The organism is Peribacillus sp. 05N428 (assembly GCF_056397085.1).
On record NZ_JBFTMS010000001.1, the window covers coordinates 328,452 to 345,691 of the forward strand.

20 protein-coding genes are annotated in these 17,240 nt (G+C 40.9%); 19 read left to right on the forward strand and 1 reads right to left on the reverse strand.

The features are described from left to right. Window positions 1–10: 10 nt before the first annotated feature. From AC1DIV_RS01475 to AC1DIV_RS01525, 11 genes are all read left to right on the forward strand, one after another. Window positions 11–1,360, forward strand: a complete 1,350-nt coding sequence (locus AC1DIV_RS01475) for an acetyl-CoA carboxylase biotin carboxylase subunit (RefSeq protein ID WP_048680678.1) — start codon at window positions 11–13, stop codon at window positions 1,358–1,360. Window positions 1,361–1,391: 31 nt separating this feature from the next. Then, a complete protein-coding gene (locus AC1DIV_RS01480) occupies window positions 1,392–1,604 on the forward strand; it encodes an acetyl-CoA carboxylase biotin carboxyl carrier protein subunit (RefSeq protein ID WP_034312225.1) in 213 nt (70 codons plus the stop codon). Between the two features lie 14 nt (window positions 1,605–1,618). After that, window positions 1,619–2,521, forward strand: a complete 903-nt coding sequence (locus AC1DIV_RS01485; protein WP_063593405.1) for a hydroxymethylglutaryl-CoA lyase — start codon at window positions 1,619–1,621, stop codon at window positions 2,519–2,521. Between the two features lie 19 nt (window positions 2,522–2,540). Further along, window positions 2,541–3,323, forward strand: coding sequence for an enoyl-CoA hydratase (locus AC1DIV_RS01490; protein ID WP_318291721.1), 783 nt, complete (start codon window positions 2,541–2,543; stop codon window positions 3,321–3,323). Between the two features lie 22 nt (window positions 3,324–3,345). After that, window positions 3,346–4,875 carry an acyl-CoA carboxylase subunit beta gene (locus AC1DIV_RS01495; protein WP_063593407.1) on the forward strand — a complete coding sequence of 510 codons (1,530 nt, stop codon included), beginning with the start codon at window positions 3,346–3,348 and terminating at the stop codon, window positions 4,873–4,875. 193 nt (window positions 4,876–5,068) lie between these two features. After that, on the forward strand, window positions 5,069–5,833 hold the full coding sequence (locus tag AC1DIV_RS01500; RefSeq protein WP_054396004.1) for an NUDIX domain-containing protein: 765 nt from the start codon (window positions 5,069–5,071) through the stop codon (window positions 5,831–5,833). Window positions 5,834–5,848: 15 nt separating this feature from the next. Beyond that, window positions 5,849–6,400 carry a cysteine hydrolase family protein gene (locus tag AC1DIV_RS01505; protein WP_034312211.1) on the forward strand — a complete coding sequence of 184 codons (552 nt, stop codon included), beginning with the start codon at window positions 5,849–5,851 and terminating at the stop codon, window positions 6,398–6,400. 61 nt (window positions 6,401–6,461) lie between these two features. Beyond that, window positions 6,462–7,931, forward strand: a complete 1,470-nt coding sequence (locus AC1DIV_RS01510; protein WP_034312208.1) for a nicotinate phosphoribosyltransferase — start codon at window positions 6,462–6,464, stop codon at window positions 7,929–7,931. A gap of 34 nt (window positions 7,932–7,965) precedes the next feature. Then, window positions 7,966–8,796: an ammonia-dependent NAD(+) synthetase gene (gene nadE / locus AC1DIV_RS01515; RefSeq protein WP_063593412.1), complete on the forward strand. Its 831-nt coding sequence runs from the start codon at window positions 7,966–7,968 to the stop codon at window positions 8,794–8,796. A 125-nt stretch (window positions 8,797–8,921) separates the two neighbouring features. After that, window positions 8,922–9,932, forward strand: coding sequence for a serine hydrolase domain-containing protein (locus AC1DIV_RS01520; RefSeq protein WP_340876303.1), 1,011 nt, complete (start codon window positions 8,922–8,924; stop codon window positions 9,930–9,932). 347 nt (window positions 9,933–10,279) lie between these two features. Then, on the forward strand, window positions 10,280–10,573 hold the full coding sequence (locus tag AC1DIV_RS01525) for a hypothetical protein (RefSeq protein ID WP_063593415.1): 294 nt from the start codon (window positions 10,280–10,282) through the stop codon (window positions 10,571–10,573). A gap of 150 nt (window positions 10,574–10,723) precedes the next feature. Here AC1DIV_RS01525 and AC1DIV_RS01530 read toward each other — a convergent pair whose 3' ends face one another. Continuing rightward, window positions 10,724–11,128, reverse strand: a complete 405-nt coding sequence (locus AC1DIV_RS01530; RefSeq protein ID WP_340876304.1) for a hypothetical protein — start codon at window positions 11,126–11,128, stop codon at window positions 10,724–10,726. Between the two features lie 342 nt (window positions 11,129–11,470). Between AC1DIV_RS01530 and AC1DIV_RS01535 the strand changes: the two genes are divergently transcribed. From AC1DIV_RS01535 to AC1DIV_RS01570, 8 genes are all read left to right on the forward strand, one after another. Then, a complete protein-coding gene (locus tag AC1DIV_RS01535; protein ID WP_063591217.1) occupies window positions 11,471–11,719 on the forward strand; it encodes a hypothetical protein in 249 nt (82 codons plus the stop codon). Between the two features lie 239 nt (window positions 11,720–11,958). Then, window positions 11,959–12,387 carry a YwqH-like family protein gene (locus tag AC1DIV_RS01540; protein WP_309078806.1) on the forward strand — a complete coding sequence of 143 codons (429 nt, stop codon included), beginning with the start codon at window positions 11,959–11,961 and terminating at the stop codon, window positions 12,385–12,387. Further along, the gene (locus AC1DIV_RS01545; RefSeq protein ID WP_063576321.1) at window positions 12,387–12,677 is read left to right on the forward strand and encodes a YwqI/YxiC family protein; all 291 of its coding nucleotides are present in this window, start codon (window positions 12,387–12,389) and stop codon (window positions 12,675–12,677) included. The genes AC1DIV_RS01540 and AC1DIV_RS01545 overlap by 1 nt, the downstream gene beginning before the upstream one ends. After that, on the forward strand, window positions 12,674–14,644 hold the full coding sequence (locus AC1DIV_RS01550; protein WP_340876305.1) for a DNA/RNA non-specific endonuclease: 1,971 nt from the start codon (window positions 12,674–12,676) through the stop codon (window positions 14,642–14,644). The genes AC1DIV_RS01545 and AC1DIV_RS01550 overlap by 4 nt, the downstream gene beginning before the upstream one ends. A gap of 2 nt (window positions 14,645–14,646) precedes the next feature. Then, window positions 14,647–15,114 carry an immunity protein YezG family protein gene (locus tag AC1DIV_RS01555; protein WP_340876307.1) on the forward strand — a complete coding sequence of 156 codons (468 nt, stop codon included), beginning with the start codon at window positions 14,647–14,649 and terminating at the stop codon, window positions 15,112–15,114. A 344-nt stretch (window positions 15,115–15,458) separates the two neighbouring features. Further along, window positions 15,459–16,169: an AHH domain-containing protein gene (locus tag AC1DIV_RS01560; RefSeq protein WP_340876308.1), complete on the forward strand. Its 711-nt coding sequence runs from the start codon at window positions 15,459–15,461 to the stop codon at window positions 16,167–16,169. Further along, window positions 16,169–16,657, forward strand: a complete 489-nt coding sequence (locus AC1DIV_RS01565; protein ID WP_340876309.1) for a hypothetical protein — start codon at window positions 16,169–16,171, stop codon at window positions 16,655–16,657. Before AC1DIV_RS01560 ends, AC1DIV_RS01565 begins: the two co-directional genes overlap by 1 nt. Window positions 16,658–16,934: 277 nt before the next feature. Next, the gene (locus AC1DIV_RS01570; protein WP_340876311.1) at window positions 16,935–17,105 is read left to right on the forward strand and encodes a hypothetical protein; all 171 of its coding nucleotides are present in this window, start codon (window positions 16,935–16,937) and stop codon (window positions 17,103–17,105) included. Window positions 17,106–17,240: the final 135 nt, after the last annotated feature.

Genomic DNA, 17,240 nt, shown 5'->3' on the forward strand with positions numbered 1-17,240 from the left:
AGGATATCGAATGATTCGAAAAATTCTTATCGCAAACAGGGGAGAAATAGCATCTCGCATTATTCGTACATGCAAGAAGCTGGGAATACTTACTGTCGCTGTCCATTCGGAAGCAGATTCGGATTCGCCTTTTGTGGGATTGGCGGATGAGGCATATTTATTGGGTGGTCCGAGAGTGCAAGAAAGCTATTTAAACGTCAATAAGATTTTGGAAATAGCTAAGGAAACCGGAGCGGATGCCATTCATCCTGGTTATGGTTTTCTTAGTGAAAATGCAGATTTTGCACGTTCATGCGAAGAAGCCGGCTTGATATTCATTGGTCCCAAACCAGAGATCATCCAGCAAATGGGCAATAAAGTCGAGGCGAGGAAAAAGATGGAGCAAGCCGGTCTTCCATTGGTGCCTGGATTTTCACGTCCGTTAATTGATAGTGCAGAAGCGGCAGCCGTTGCTGAAAAGATTGGCTATCCAGTCATGTTAAAAGCAGCAGCAGGCGGCGGGGGAATCGGCATGCAAGCCGTTGCTAATGAAGATGAACTAACCAAAGCCTTCGAAGGGAATCAAAAACGTGCCCAATTATTTTTTGGAAATGGAGATATGTTCATAGAAAAATTGATTGAGAAGCCTCGTCATATCGAAATTCAGGTATTGGCGGATTCCTTTGGGAATGCTGTTTACTTATGGGAAAGGGAATGCTCCGTTCAAAGGCGCCACCAGAAGGTCGTGGAAGAGGCTCCATCTTCTTTCCTTGACGAAGAAACAAGAAACAGGATGGGAATGGCTGCAGTGAAAGCGGTAAAATCCATCGGTTATAGCAATGCGGGCACTCTCGAATTTTTAGTAGATGCAGATAAAAACTTTTATTTCCTGGAAATGAATACACGCCTTCAGGTAGAGCATCCTGTCACTGAAGAAATTACGGGACTGGACTTAGTCGAACAGCAAATTAAAATTGCATCGGGCAACAAATTGGATTTCACCCAAAGTGAGATTAAACAGGACGGACATTCCATTGAAGTGCGCATTTATGCTGAAGATCCGAAAACCTTTTATCCAGCACCGGGGAGAATCACCACCATGGAACTTCCGGAAGGTGAAGGGATTCGTCATGAATTGGCGGTTCATGGAACATCGGTCGTATCCCACTTTTATGATCCGATGATCGCCAAATTGGTGGTGAGCGGCGACTCAAGGGATAAAGCGATTGAGAGATTAAGAGAAGCGCTGGCATGCTATAAAATAGAAGGAATTAAAACAAACCTTCCTTTGTTGATGGAAATAATTTCTCATGAAGCTTTTTCCCAAGGAGATACGACTACGGATTTCATTGCGAAATATATTCAAAAATTGACTGTATAACTTAAAACACAATGTTCGGGAGGAAAATAAAATGGCAGAATTAAAGGCAAGCATGGCAGGAAGCGTTTGGAAAATCGTAGCAAATGAGGGGCAAAGTGTAACCGACGGACAGGATATCATTATCTTGGAATCGATGAAAATGGAAATCCCCATTGCAGCCGAGGAAGCTGGCACCATTAAAGAACTAAAAGTGAATGAAGGGGATTTCGTAAATGAAGGCGACGTTTTGGCCGTCATTGAATAAAGGGACGGAGGGGTATGATGAATTGGCCAGAAAAAGTGACAATTAAGGAAGTTGGACCCCGTGACGGGCTGCAAAATGAAAAGGTCATAATACCTGCACAAAGCAAAATGGAGTGGATCGATCAGCTCTCTGATACAGGATTATCTTATATAGAAGTGACTTCTTTCGTACACCCAAAGTGGATTCCCCAATTGAGTGATGCCGCCCTGGTGGCTAAGGGAATAAAGCGCAAGCCTGGTATCACTTATGCGGCCCTTGTACCGAATCAAAGGGGTCTGGAGTCGGCCCTTGAAGCCAATATCGATGATATTTCCGTGTTCATGTCATCTAGTGAAACGCATAATCTAAAAAATATCAATAAGTCGATTTCCGATACCTTTCCAATATTGAAGGATGTCATCAGGACAGCAGCAAATAGCGGGAAAACGGTTAGGGGCTATGTTTCAACCGTTTTCGGCTGTCCGTATGAAGGGGAAGTTTCGACTGATCAGGTTTTCCGTGTTTGTGATCAACTTTTTGAATATGGCATCGACGAAGTCTCATTGGGTGATACCATTGGGGTCGCGTCTCCAAGGCAGGTTGCACTGTTCCTTGAACAGGCTGTAAAAAGATATGATATGAGCCAAATTGCCCTCCATTTTCATGATACAAGGGGAATGGCACTCGCAAATATTCTTGAATCACTGAATTATGGTATTGACACTTTCGACTCTTCGCTCGGAGGTTTAGGGGGATGCCCGTATGCACCAGGCGCGAGCGGAAATGTGGCTACGGATGACCTGGTTCATATGCTACATAAAATGGGGATTCACACAGGAATCAATCCCGAAAAGCTTATGAAGGCTGCGGCCATGGTTCAAAGCTTTTTGGAAAAACCATTGCCTAGCCATCAGATGGCTGTAAATAACGCACAATAAGCGAAATCGAGGTGAAGGTATGACTTCATTAGTTGATATAAGGTATGAAGAAAAGGGAATTGCCCTCGTGACCTTGAATCGGCCGGATGCTGCTAATGCTTTATCCACAGAATTGCTTCATTGCTTAGTCGAAGGGCTGGATGAATTGAAGAGAGATTCCAATTTACGAACAGTCATTATAACCGGAGCAGGTGAAAAGGCGTTTTGTGCAGGTGCGGATCTTAAGGAAAGAGCGGGTATGAATGATGATAAAGTCAAGGAGACAGTCAAGTTGATCGGAGACACGATTACGGCTGTAGAAAACCTTCCAGTACCGGTCATCGCCGCGATTAACGGTTCGGCTTTTGGCGGTGGGCTGGAATTGGCACTCGCTTGTGACATACGCATCGCATCGGATACGGCAAAGGTGGGGCTGACTGAAACGTCATTAGGCATCATCCCTGGTGCAGGCGGTACACAGCGACTGCCCCGGATAGTCGGAATGCCGACAGCGAAAGAACTGATTTATACGGCAAGGAGATTGGATGCAAAAACGGCACATGCCTTGAAAATCATCAGTCATGTATATTCACCCCAACAATTACTTGAGGAAGCGAAAAAATTGGCTAAGGAGATTGCGGTCAATGCCCCATTAGCACTCAGGGCTGCAAAAGCGGCGATCAATCAAGGGGCTGAGACTGACTTGAAAACAGGATTGCAAATTGAAAATGACTGCTATCAGACAACTTTAAAAACCCTTGACCGACTGGAGGGTCTGTCAGCATTCAAGGAAAAACGCAAACCGGTATATAGAGGCCAATGATTTCTTTGAAGGAGGAACAGGGATGGTAACGACGGATAAACTAACCGAAACGGTTGAAACGATTAAAAAAGGCGGTTTAGAAAAGTATCATCAAAAAAACGCTGAAAAAGGAAAGCTTTTCGTACGTGAACGTCTAGAGCTGCTTTTCGATGAAGGGGTAGAAATAGAGGACGCTTTCTTTGCCAATTGTGCAAGTGTTGGTCTGCCTGCTGATGGTGTGGTTACGGGCATCGGAAAAATCAATGGTCAAAGGGTCTGTGTTATGGCCAATGATTCGACTGTAAAAGCTGGATCCTGGGGAGCAAGGACCGTCGAGAAAATCATTCGCATTCAGGAAACAGCCGAAAAGTTACAGCTGCCCCTTCTTTATTTAGTCGATTCTGCCGGGGCACGAATTACGGATCAAGTAGAAATGTTTCCGGGCCGCCGAGGAGCGGGCCGCATCTTTTACAACCAAGTGAAGTTATCAGGAAAAGTCCCGCAAATTTGTCTATTGTTCGGTCCGTCCGCCGCCGGCGGGGCATATATCCCAGCTTTTTGTGATATTGTCGTAATGGTTGATGGCAATGCATCCATGTATTTAGGTTCACCGAGAATGGCAGAAATGGTCATTGGCGAAAAGGTGAGCGAAGAGGAAATGGGCGGGGCGAAGATGCATTGTTCCGTTTCAGGCTGCGGCGATGTACTTGTCAAGTCGGAGGAAGAATCGATCGCGTTTGCGCGCAGGTACTTAAGCTATTTTCCAGGAAATTATCAAGAAAGACCTAAAAGCGTAAAACCTGAGCTGCCTGCGGATTTCGAAAAAACATTGGAAGAACTGATTCCAAAAAATCAGAATGCAGCCTTCAATATGTACGACCTGATCGATAGGGTTATAGACAGGCAATCATTTTGTGAAATCAAAAAGCTATTTGCCCCTGAATTAATCACTGGGCTTGCAAGGCTGAATGGACAAACGATAGGGATCATAGCCAATCAGCCGCGAGTCAAGGGCGGCGTCCTGTTCCATGATTCAGCTGATAAGGCTGCCAAGTTCATCAACTTATGTGATGCTTTCCATATACCGCTGTTGTTCCTAGTGGATATTCCAGGATTCATGATTGGGACGAAGGTCGAACGGGCAGGAATCATTCGCCATGGTGCGAAAATGATCTCGGCCATGAGTGAAGCCACTGTTCCCAAGATTTCCGTCATCGTCCGTAAAGCTTATGGTGCCGGACTATACGCGATGGCCGGTCCCGCTTTTGAACCGGACTGCGTTCTTGCCTTACCGACGGCATTGATAGCGGTCATGGGTGCTGAAGCTGCGGTCAATGCAGTCTATGCCAATAAAATCAATGCGATGGAACCAGAAGAGCGCCCTAAATTCATCGAACAGAAGCGCAATGAGTATAATGAGGATATCGATATTTACCGCTTAGCCTCTGAAATGATCGTTGATGGCATCATCCAGCCGAATGACCTGCGTGATGAATTGAGCGCGCGCTTTGAAGCGTATAGCAGTAAGCAATTGACATTTACCGATCGTAAGCATGGGGTCTATCCCGTATAAAATGTTCAATAAAAAAGCCCGGTTCATCATGACCGGGTTTTTTTCATGGAATAAAATGAATGGTTATTTAAATAATTAGAAAATTTTTCTGATTTAGAGTTGCTAAATCACACAAGGAAGAGTACTATAATTAGTAATTAAAGATTTACTAATTACTTAATTCCATACTTAGTGAAAGAAAGTGAGAGTTGCCATGGCTCAGCAGGAAAAAAAGAAATATATTACTCCAGATGGATACACAGCAGATATTGCGATTTTTACTATTACTACGAAGAAAACGGCAGAGAAAGCCCCGCCTGAAATGTTTTTGAAGCTATTATTAATCAAACGTGCCTCAAAAGATAAGGAAGGAAGCCCCAATGTTGAAGGAGATAAATGGGCTTTACCCGGAGGCTTTGTCAATGCTGCCGAGACTGCCTATGAAGCAGCTAAACGAGAATTGAAAGAAGAAACGGGCGTAGCTGGATTCCATGTCAAGCATTTCGGGGTTTATGACCGCCCAGGGCGCGATCCCAGGGGATGGATCATATCCAATGCTTTTTATGCAATTGTCCAGGAAGAGTTTCTTCATCAAAGAAAAGCGAATGACGACGCAGCTGAGGTTGAATTGTTCACGATTCAGGAAGCCTTACAATTAGATCTTGCATTTGATCACTATACAATTATTAACGATGCGATGAATGTATTGAAAAAAGAAATGGTGCAAACGACGATAGCCCAAAAATTCCTGCCGGATGAATTTACACTTTCTGAACTGCAACGGGTTTTGCTGACAGCCAGAGATGATGCAAAAATCAGTGCAGACTCACTTTTTTATGCAAAAGCCCCGAAACTTCCGTTTTTGGAGAAAGTGTTGGATGAAAAGGGAATGCAAAAGAAAACGAAACGTAATTCGTATCGGCCTTCACAGCTTTACCGGTTTAATGCAGAGGTTGTCATGGACTCTATTTACTATTAAGGGGGAATTGGTGAAATGGGAAAAAAGGCATTGATCAATATAGATTATACGTATGACTTCGTGGCAGACGGGGGTTCATTGACCTGCGGGAAGCCAGGTCAGGATATCGAGAAGGAACTTGTCAGTATAACCAAGGAATTTATCAAACAAGGCGAATATACGGTATTCGCGATTGATTTACATGAAGAAGGAGACCGCTTACATCCCGAATCGAATTTGTTTCCACCGCATAATATTAGCGGTACAATGGGTAGAGACCTATACGGGGCGTTAAAAGAGGAATATGAAACAAATAAAAATCAAAAGAATGTTCATTATATAGATAAAACACGTTATTCGGCCTTTGCAGGAACTGACCTTGATATCCGCCTGCGGGAACGTCACATTACCGATGTATATTTAGTCGGAGTTTGTACAGATATTTGTATTTTGCATACGGCAATCGACGCTTATAATTTAGGCTATAAAATTTTTGTATATGAACATGCAGTGGCCTCGTTCAATGATGCCGGTCACCATTGGGCGCTTGGACATTTTAAAGGATCTCTTGGAGCAACCATTCTATAATTTCGATTCAAGCAACAGAATAGAAGGGAAGCGAATGCTTCTCTTTTGGGAGGAACTATCCATGGAAAAAAAATACAACGATGACAGTTACGCATTACACACTGACCTATACCAAATTAATATGGCCCAAACCTATTGGCAGGACAAAACACATAACCGCAAGGCAGTTTTCGAGATATTTTTCAGAAAGCTTCCATTTAATAGCGGATATGCGATCTTTGCAGGACTTGAAAAAATTGTCCATTACCTTCAAAACTTTTCCTTCTCGGAAAGTGATATCGACTATTTAAAAAATGATCTGCACTATGATGAAGAATTTTTGAAATATTTGAAGAACATTCGTTTCACGGGAGAAATCCGCTGCATGAAAGAGGGGGAGCTCGTCTTCGGCAATGAACCGATATTACGGGTGGAAGCACCGCTTGGTGAGGCTCAACTCATAGAAACTGCGTTGCTTAACATTGTGAACTATCACACACTCGTGGCAACAAAGGCATCACGCATCAAGCAGGTCATCGGTGAAGAATCTGCCCTAGAATTCGGTTCAAGGCGGGCGCAAGAAATGGATGCCGCAATTTGGGGAGCGAGAGCGGCCTATATTGCTGGCTTTGATTCCACTAGTAATGTACGGGCTGGAAAGCTGTTCGGCATTCCGGTTTCAGGGACGCATGCACATTCCATGATCCAAGCTTATAAAGATGAATATACGGCTTTTCATAAATATGCTGTTTCCCATAAAGACTGTGTATTCTTGGTTGATACGTATGATACATTGCGTTCTGGCATCCCGAATGCAATCCGTGTTGCCAAGGAATTGGGTGATAAAATCAATTTCATTGGCGTCCGTCTTGACAGTGGTGATTTAGCTTACTTATCAAAAGAAGCAAGACGTATGCTTGATGCTGCAGGGTTCCATGATGCGAAGATTGTCGCTTCCAATGACCTTGATGAATATACAATCATCAATCTGAAACAACAAGGAGCAAGAATTGACATTTGGGGCATCGGAACCAAATTGATTACGGCTTATGACCAGCCAGCGCTGGGTGCTGTTTATAAAATGGTTTCAATAGAGGGCGAAGATGGGAATATGAGAGATACCATCAAAATTTCTTCTAACCCTGAAAAGGTTACGACACCTGGCTTAAAACGAGTATATCGAATCATCAATAAAGTGAACCATCATGCTGAAGGTGATTATTTGGCGATGGAATATGAGAAGCCGCAGGAACAGGAAAAATTAAAAATGTTTCATCCTGTCCATACATTCCTAAGTAAATTCGTCACGGATTTCGATGCGGTTGATCTACATGTGGATATTTTCAAGGATGGAAGTTTGATTTATGAATTGCCGACCATAGATGAGATCAAGGCCTTCACGCAAAAAAATCTCCAAGTATTATGGCCGGAGTACCTTCGTGCACTTAATCCTGAAGAATATCCGGTAGATCTAAGCCAGGATTGTTGGGATAATAAAATGAGGAATATAGATGAAGTTAAAGCCAAAGTTGAAAGAATGCTAACGAAATGACCAATCTATTTTATTAGAAAGCGGGGAAATGCCAATGCGTCCATTACAAAAAGAAATCGTAAAAAAATTACTTGTCCAGCCAACGATCGATCCCGAAGCCGAATTCAGGAAAAGTGTTGATCTATTAAAAGGGTATATGAAGAAAAATACGTTTCTGAAAAGCTTTGTACTTGGAATTTCCGGAGGTCAAGATTCAACACTGGCGGGCTATATTGCCCAAACCGCTGTCAATGAATTAAATGAAGAAACGAATGGCAGTGACTATAAGTTTGTTGCTGTAAGCTTGCCATATGGAGTACAGGCAGATGAAGATGATAGGCAGCTGGCTTTAAAATTCATTAAGCCAAGCCAAACGGTTACAGTCAACATCAAGGAAGCGGTGGATGCATCTGTCAAAGCTGTGGAAGAAGCAGTTTCTGAAAAGCTATCGAATTTCTTAAGGGGAAATGTTAAAGCACGAGAGCGAATGAAGGTGCAATATGATTTAGCCGGGCTGTATAAAGGCGTTGTGCTTGGTACGGACCATGCAGCTGAAGCGATCACAGGTTTCTTTACGAAACATGGTGACGGTGCAGCGGATATCATTCCATTATACCGCTTAAATAAAAGGCAAGGAAAAGAAATCCTGAAATTCGTCGGTGCTCCTGAGCGCCTTTATACGAAAATACCAACGGCCGATTTAGAAGATGACAAACCGTTACTTCCTGATGAAGTGGCTTTAGGCGTTAGCTATGATGAAATCGATGATTATCTTGAAGGCAAGGAAATCAGAACGGAAGCAGCTGAAATCATCGAAGGATGGTATACTAAAACCGAACATAAACGCAATGAAGCCATTAATGTTTATGATACTTGGTGGAAATAACGAGTGAAAACTAAGATAAGTTATCCCGCATCACATAAGATGCGGGTTTTTTTGCAAGACCAAACAAGCACCTTAGCCAATACATCAGTAATGAAAATTTTACCGGCAAAGGGGGACTCTTACATATGGATATATCCAGGAATATTGAAGCAACGAGCAAGGAAATTGAATTCTCGGGTGTAATCAGTGTGAAAGCGGGAGATGATTTGATCCATAGTTCAGCACATGGCTATTCCAATCGAGCGGACGAAATCTTGAATACGACCGAAACAAGGTTCGGTATTGCTTCCGGTTGTAAACTGTTTACCGCGATAGCCATTTGCCAGTTAATACAAAAAGGAAAACTTAGGTTCGATTCTAAGCTTAAAGACTGTGTTCGGATCATGTTTCCTAATTTCAATCAAAATGTGACCATACATCACCTCTTAACACACACTTCGGGCATCCCTGATTACTTTGATGAAGAAGTGATGGATGATTTTGAGGAGCTATGGAAGAATAATCCGATGTACCATGTAAAAGGATTAAAAGATTTACTGCCAATGTTTCAAGATGAGGGGATGATGTTTCAACCCGGGGAAAGGTTTCATTACAATAATGCAGGCTATATTTTATTAGGATTGATTGTTGAGGAACTAACCGGACTTGAATTTACCGAATATATCGACAAGAACATCTTTCTGCCTTGTGAAATGAAAAATTCCGGTTATTTTTCCATGGATCAGCTACCTAAAAATACTGCATTAGGGTACATAGACGAAGAAAATGGAGCATGGAGAACCAACGTTTATTCCCTTCCCATCAAAGGCAGTGCGGATGGAGGGGCGTATATTACCACATCAGATATGTTCAGGTTTTGGGATGGGTTATTTTCCAATCAGTTACTGAATCAAGAATATACCAATCTCTTATTGGAATCCCATATTGCTACAGAAGATGAAGGGGAATACTATGGCTATGGTATATGGATCCGTAAAAAAAATGACGCGATTTTCAAATACCACCTTATGGGGTATGACCCGGGGGTAAGTTTCAATTCTGCGGTATATCCGGCAAAGCGATTGAGAACCGTCATTACTTCAAATAAAGGCATGGGTCCATACCATATTACTAGAGCGATCGAGAAGGAAGTATAAAAATAAATGGAACCTTTCCACTAATGGAGGGTTCCATTGTTTATAGTCAATCCGAATTCATTCAAGTATTTTTTAAGAAAGGGACGATTTCGCATTTAATTGCTAAATTGGTTCCAGAACTTCTGGAGTTTCAAGGGAAGAACCCCTTCTGTACCCTTATTCAAGAACGAATCTTTTATGATGCGGCACACCAATTTTTTATTGTCGGAAATCTTTAAGGAGGTAGCTTTCTTAGGTTTCAAGGCTTTTCCAAACAAAGAATTTGTATATTTAAATATCTTGAAGTAGAGTATATTTAATATACTTTATTTTATCCGGTATTTTCCGATGGAGGTTCTTTTTACATTATGAAGGCAAGATATGAACTAGCGAACATGAACTTAACAGTAAGCAATGTGACTTTACGTAATGCTGCGGATAGCTATGTCCTCTTGAAAGCTGCAGATGATCAAAATAATGAAATCACGATCAAGCTTTCCCACGAACAAGCAGAATTTCTGGAAGCGGAATTAAGGGAAGTAAATCGCCGCCGCAGGGAAAATAGTCCTGATATAACAGGAAATGATCAGGAACGTATTAATGACGACGATTCTTTTAATCTGTTCAGCATTGATTTATTCAATGAAAATGAATCGAAGTAATTCCCCGAATCATATTTGCTTCTCTGTAACCTTGCTTTCGATTTAAGATAATGCTGCAGAGAATTTATCATTCCCGCCAATACAAAACCCAAATTTCCAGTTATTGAAAGGCATTAGGAATGTTTTAAGCAAGGTGACCTATAGTTACCTTTATTTTGATTGCTTGAAAAAATTCTTCACCAATAGGAATAAGGATGATAGTACAGCAAAAACCAGGAAAAATACGATGAACCCCCATAGGCCTATCGCCGCATCTTGAAACTCCATATTTCCTCTGCTGGTAAGGGCTTGCTGTATCTCAATGGCAAATACCAAAACAACCATGACTGTAAAGGTATAAAGGAAAGAGAGTATCGTTATCCCAAAACGCATCCGGGCAATTAAATTAGATAAAAATAACACGAACAAAAATATGATGATACCGATGATTCCCATTATCCAAAAATGCAAATCTTTGTCGGTTGCATTTGAATTTAATGTGTCACTTACAAAGAATAGTATGAAATCGTGAAGATTATTGACGATTTCAGCTAATATCTGGATGATTTCTTTCATTTCTCACACCTCCAATCCTTAGATTATAGCAGGTTATAAATCTATATAGAAGGGGGAAGGTCCTCGAGGCTGCCTGATTGTCCTTCGGTGGAAGTAATGGGAAATCATAAACATGCTTGGAAACGAAAAAAAACATAAATGAATGAAGAAATCAGTTCATGTAACTTCAGCTAAATAAGGGTAGACTGAACAAAATACATAGAAAAATAAAGTAATTCATGGAAAGCAGGAGTGCCTATTTCCAATGTTTTAACACCTTAGCGATCTAAACCATAATTGTTTTAATCGGAATGCTAGAAAAAAATATTTTTACTTAATGATTTCATGGTTGGAGGAAAAAGTATGAATGATATACATAATCATGTGTTAACAGTAATTGATTTTATGAAAACCGGACACAAAACTTGCTTTGTGAAGGTCATCGGTTTTGATGCTGAATCCGGACAGGACTTTGAAGGTGAAGTTAAATTTGTCGGTGATTTGCCTTTTGGTGATTTGATACATCCCGAGCGGTCACATTTATCTTCCTCTTGCAGGGAATTTGTTCGGCATGACCTGCTGCATAGATACAGGCAAGGACAATTTGAATGAAGTGCCGAAAATACTTATAGAGAATCTAATAAAATGATATTCTGTTAACTTGTTTAAAATTGGTAAAATGCCGGGTATAAAGAATATGGTATGTAGGAACTTTTTTATGCCAATCTTCTCTTTCAACTGACAAAATAGCATATTTCTCCCTATTTAACTCTCGGACTATAATCCTTATAATATTAAATAGGAAAATATGACATTTAGTGTAGGATTATACTGTTTCTGAGGTGAGTTTCATGGTATATGCAGATATTTTGAGTAATATACACTCTGCTATCTCCAGTAAAAAAGCTGATTTAAATGTGAAAATTGAACGATTAGAAAATGCAAAAAACGATATTATAAAAGAACAAAGTATGTGTCTTAACGAGATTAGGAAAATAAAAGAGCCTGAGCTTGGTGGCAGCTGGACCGGGAACCGTTCGGATCACTTTCAGGATGCCCGTCATGATGCCTATAATGTGATGTTTAGTATCATTCATGACGATTATGATGATTACCAATGGAAAATCGAAGCGATGATTACAAAGCTGAATGCCGAGAATACGCTTCTTAGCATAGCGGGGAATATAGCCCAAGAAGCCGACTCCCTTTTGAGCAAAGGTGAAGAGGCATTTGATCAGCTGGAAAGTAAAATATCCGATTTAAAAAGGCGGTTGTTTTAATGACGACAATCAAACTGAATCATCCTGCCGTAACGAAGCAAGTCGATCAAGTAAAGACGGCACTTGGTACAGTCACGCTTGGAAATTTGCCGGCAGGCGAGCTTGGCAACAATAAATTGGAATTCACTTCGAAATGGATCGATCGCGAAACGAACCTGGAGAAGGTCTTCGAGCAATATATCAAAATCGTCCAGAAAAATGTGGAAGATACCCGTGCCAACATTGACTTATTAAAAGAACAGGATGAAGCCATCGCTCATACGTCTTCACATGGGTATCCTGTGAGATGAAAATATATGAAGCCGAGACATTGACGGCCGCAACCCAGTCGCGTGCCAAGCAATATGAAGACCTAAAGAAGGAAGTCGCAGCCCTGAAAAAGGAATTTCAGGGCATTGTCGGCCTGGATAACGAGTTTCAGGGAGCCGGTGCTACCGCCATCAAAAGCTTCTATGAAGCGCAAATCGAGGTGGCGGACGCCTGGATGGAACTATTCACGACCCAAATCAGTTTTTTGGAAGGCATACCGGCCAGTCTGGAAGAGGCGGACCTCTCCGGAAATACGGTGGTCGAGGTTCCCTTTTTAGATGGCGAAGTGACGAACGGCATCAACCAAGCGAAATCGCTTGTCGATGAACAAGCGAACGATCTCCAAAGAATCCTGAACAGCATTGATGATATCCTGCCTCTTGATATGTTCGATCAAAAGGACTTTAATGAAAAAATCACGCTGGCCGGGTATAGACTGGATGACACCGTGACAAAGGTCGAGAATGTCGACCGGCAATTGGTCGAGGAATATGATGTGTCCGTCGGGCAGGAAAACGTGGCCGTTGGCCTCTTCCGTGCCTTGCTTGATGCCACCAAACAGGACGGCAACGTTTCGCCGATGACGTTCAACCAATCGGCATTCAAGAGCAGTGACGTCTATCAAGTGAAGGATGAAGTCGCCGGTCAGATGAAAGACTATCAAACCTTCAAAAAGCAGCAAGCCGAAGCCCGGAAAATCGAACAGGAAATGGAAGAACTCGAAAACCGCCCATGGTACGAAAAAGCCTGGGATACGACAAAAACCTTTACAGGGGAATTCACGGGATATTATGATTCTATCAGGGCCTCAACCGGAGTCGATCCAGTAACGGGCCGCAAGCTGTCCGATGCCGAACGAATCGCCGCAGGCGCCATGGCAGCCGCTGGATTCATCCCCGTCGTCGGCTGGGCCGGCCGGGCCATCAAAGGCGGCAGCGCCCTATACAAAACGGCCAAAGGACTCAACGCAGCGGACCACGCGCTCGATGCCTATAAAACGACAAAAGGCTTTAGCCTCCTCCAGAAAACCGAATACGGGATATACGGACTCCTCGCAGCCAACGGCCTCGGCGAAGCGGCCACAGGCAAAGACATGTTCGGCAACCAGCTAACCGAGGAACAGCGCCAGAACGGGCTGTTGATGGCACTAGGCATCGGCGGTGTGGCAGGTGCGGCCAAAGTGGCCGATAAAGTAGCGAATGGTACAAAGTTCATCCCTTACAGCAAGGAATTTGCACAAAAACAGGTTCAGAAGGTTCAGGCCTTCGGCAGGGAAATTGGCAAGGTGGAAGTGCCTCTCCGGATTAGGGTAGAAGAATTAGCGACGGCGTATGGAAACAACTATAAACATGTCACCTTTGATAAAACGACGATAAATGATATCGTGCAGAGGTTTGCGGTGAAGAGTGATGGTGGTAAGGGTAAAGGCAAAGTAGTGCTTGCAAAGGGCTCCATTGAAATTACAAAAGTGGAGTATGGAAAGCATTATATAAGAGAGCGAATGAAGAAAGTTTTAAAACCGAATATTGAATATACATCCCCTGGTGGTCATGTATATAAAACAGACGAAAAGGGTCGGATAACAAGTGTAGAAGGTTCTCTCGACTTAGGCAGTGGTAAACGAAACAATTATGCTCAGCGGATTGCTGGAAGGGAAGACCGCTTGCCAGATGATCAAGGGGGCCACTTAATCGCCAGCATATTTAAAGGATCTGGTCATCTAGACAATCTTGTTCCTATGAATGCAAACCTGAATATGGGAGAATGGAAAAAACTCGAAATATCTTGGGCAAAAGCTTTAGACAGTAATCCTCCTAAAACAGTAGAAGTGAAAATATATCCTGTGTATGAGGGAAATTCAACTCGACCTACAAGTTTCGACATAGAGTATAAAATTGACGATGGCCGTTGGGATTTAAGAACATTCGAAAATAGAGCAGGGGGATAAAAATGAATGAATCAAAACTAAATGAATATTACCTGAAAATAGCTCAAACTGTAAATGAGATGATTCCAGAAGAATGGAGTAAAGTAATTTTATATGGAGAAGTTAAAGAGGGGACAGGGACTGCGTTCTTTTTCTATCAGTCTAATATTAATGATAAACTCATATATAGTCACGATATCCCTGAATTACATAGTATTAGTAGAATAGAGTATAGAGATACATGGCGGAGGTTAATAAAGGTTTTAAAAGAATTATCAGATGAATTTAAAGATAATAATCAAGAACAATGGACCAATTTAACTTTTACTTTAGAAAGTACAGGAAAATTTAAGGTTGACTATGATTATGAAGATTTATCAGATGCAGATGATCACGAAAGAAGGGTTATTTGGGAATATACTCGTTTGGGTCTTTTACCTGAAACTGAATATGATAAGAGTATTTTAGAAGAATACCTCAAGAAAGAATAATGGAGGATAAAAAAAGCTTGTTTTTTTGTATGACCTTAACGGTAAAGTTAAGGTCTTTTCATTGTAGAAATAGAATATGTATCGTTTTAAGGTATATCGGGCTTCTCAGATAAAAGGCCGTTAGGTCTAAAAAAGATATATAGATGAGGATATGGATTTACTGACCTCAGACATCGTGATTAAATACAAGTGGTACAAAGTTCATCCCTTACAGCAAGGAATTTGCACAAAAACAGGTTCAGAAGGTTCAAGCTACAATAACAGACATCGCGAAATCAGGAAAAAACACGTTAAAAAAAATATGTGACGAACTAGGTAAAAAAGAAATACCTAAACGGATAAGTGTGGAACAAGTTTCCCTCGCAGGAGGACCAACCCTTCCCCAAGTTATGATGGAAAAACAGACAATTAAGGAAGCCTATCAGAAATTCACGGTGAAGGATAGAAAAGTAGAGGCTGTTTCAGGGGAGAGTGTTCCTAAGGGTACGGGTAAAAAAGTTAAAAGGCTTATTCCTGGTAGTCCTGGAAAGGTGACAGGAGGTAGTTCTACAAAATTAGGGAAAAATATGTTTGAAGAAATGGGTCTACCTAAAACTACAAAAAGAACGCCCTATCAAGCACAACATATTATTCCAAAGGAATTTAGAAGTCATCCTGTATTAATAAAAATAGGAATGGATATGGACGATGCCTCAAATGGATTTTTTCTTCGAGTACCTGATGCTGATATTAGTACAACTTCTAGACATAAAGGATATCACTCAGTTTATAGTAATTTTGTAAGAAAAAAATTAGACGAAATAGATGCTAGTCAAGATATATCTAAAATAGAAATGCAAGTTTTTGAATTGCAACAAAAGTTAAGAACACTTCAAGAAAAGGGATTACCATTATACATGAAAGATGCTTATCTTGAAATTGAGCTTAAGAGGATAAAAGAAATTGGGTTGGAACAGTATAAAATTGAAAGAATGGAAAAGGAGATTGGAACCCCTGTATGGAAAAGAGGAGGGGGAGCAACAGTCGACCTATGGGAAAGGTGGTATAATAAGTAATGAATTATGGTATATATAATAATTTTGTTGAAGAAGTGATACAATTTTCGAAAAACTTTCAAGGAAAACTTTCTAATAATATTTCAGATAAAATTGTTTTTATTAATGATATAAAAACAGCAGAGCACTTAGCTTATGATGAAATATTTGGTGAAGACGAATATAATTGGAAAGATATCAGGGAATTAGAAATGAGTGAAGTTTGGGGTAGTTATTATGCAATGCCAGAAGATGAAAAGCCGGAGGGATTGGAAGCATTATTAGAAATAATCTCTAAGAATGTAAGAGAAAGCCCTTTTGAATATAATATATTTTATAACGATGTTTTGGCTGATCTTACTAATTGTGCTATCAATAGAGCAATAAATGGAAAGAATAGTTCCTTTTTTGAAGAATTATTTGACATATATCAATTTGGTGCTTTTCCTTGCGGTTGGAATGGTGATTATCCAGATGGGAAAATTGTTGCGTATAAATTGAAAAAATGAATTGAGTATTTTAGAAGAATACCTTAAGAAAGAATAACGGTGGACAAGAAAAGCTTGTTCTTTTGTATGACCTTAACGCAAAAGTTAAGGTCTTTTCATTGTTGATATGAATATGTACTCTATTATGCCCTATCTGGCACCTTAGATATGAGGGCGTGAGGACTAAAGAAAAAAAGAAGCTTAGCTTTCTGTCTACAGAACTATAATTCTGAAATCTCCTTATATCGAATAAAATGTTTGTTTTTAAGGATGTAATTATTAGGTGGATAATTTTAGGATGCAATTAAATTTCAAAATGATAGTGTGGCATGCTGAAGAAGGAGTTTTAAATGAATTTGATTCTGTCGTCAAAAAAGCAGAAATCGAACCAAGCGATATTACAGGAACTTTAAGAATTACCAATCTAATCCGAGTGGTGTTTGTAATAAGTGCAGTAAAGGATTGCTGAAACCCTATCCAATTGAAAAAAGCGGTATATTTTATCAAGCTAGCAAGAAATATCCCAACCTAACAATAGTCGTAACATCGGAGATTAATGACAGTGTTAAAACTAATGGTTTGCTCTCTTTCGTTTTAAAAGATG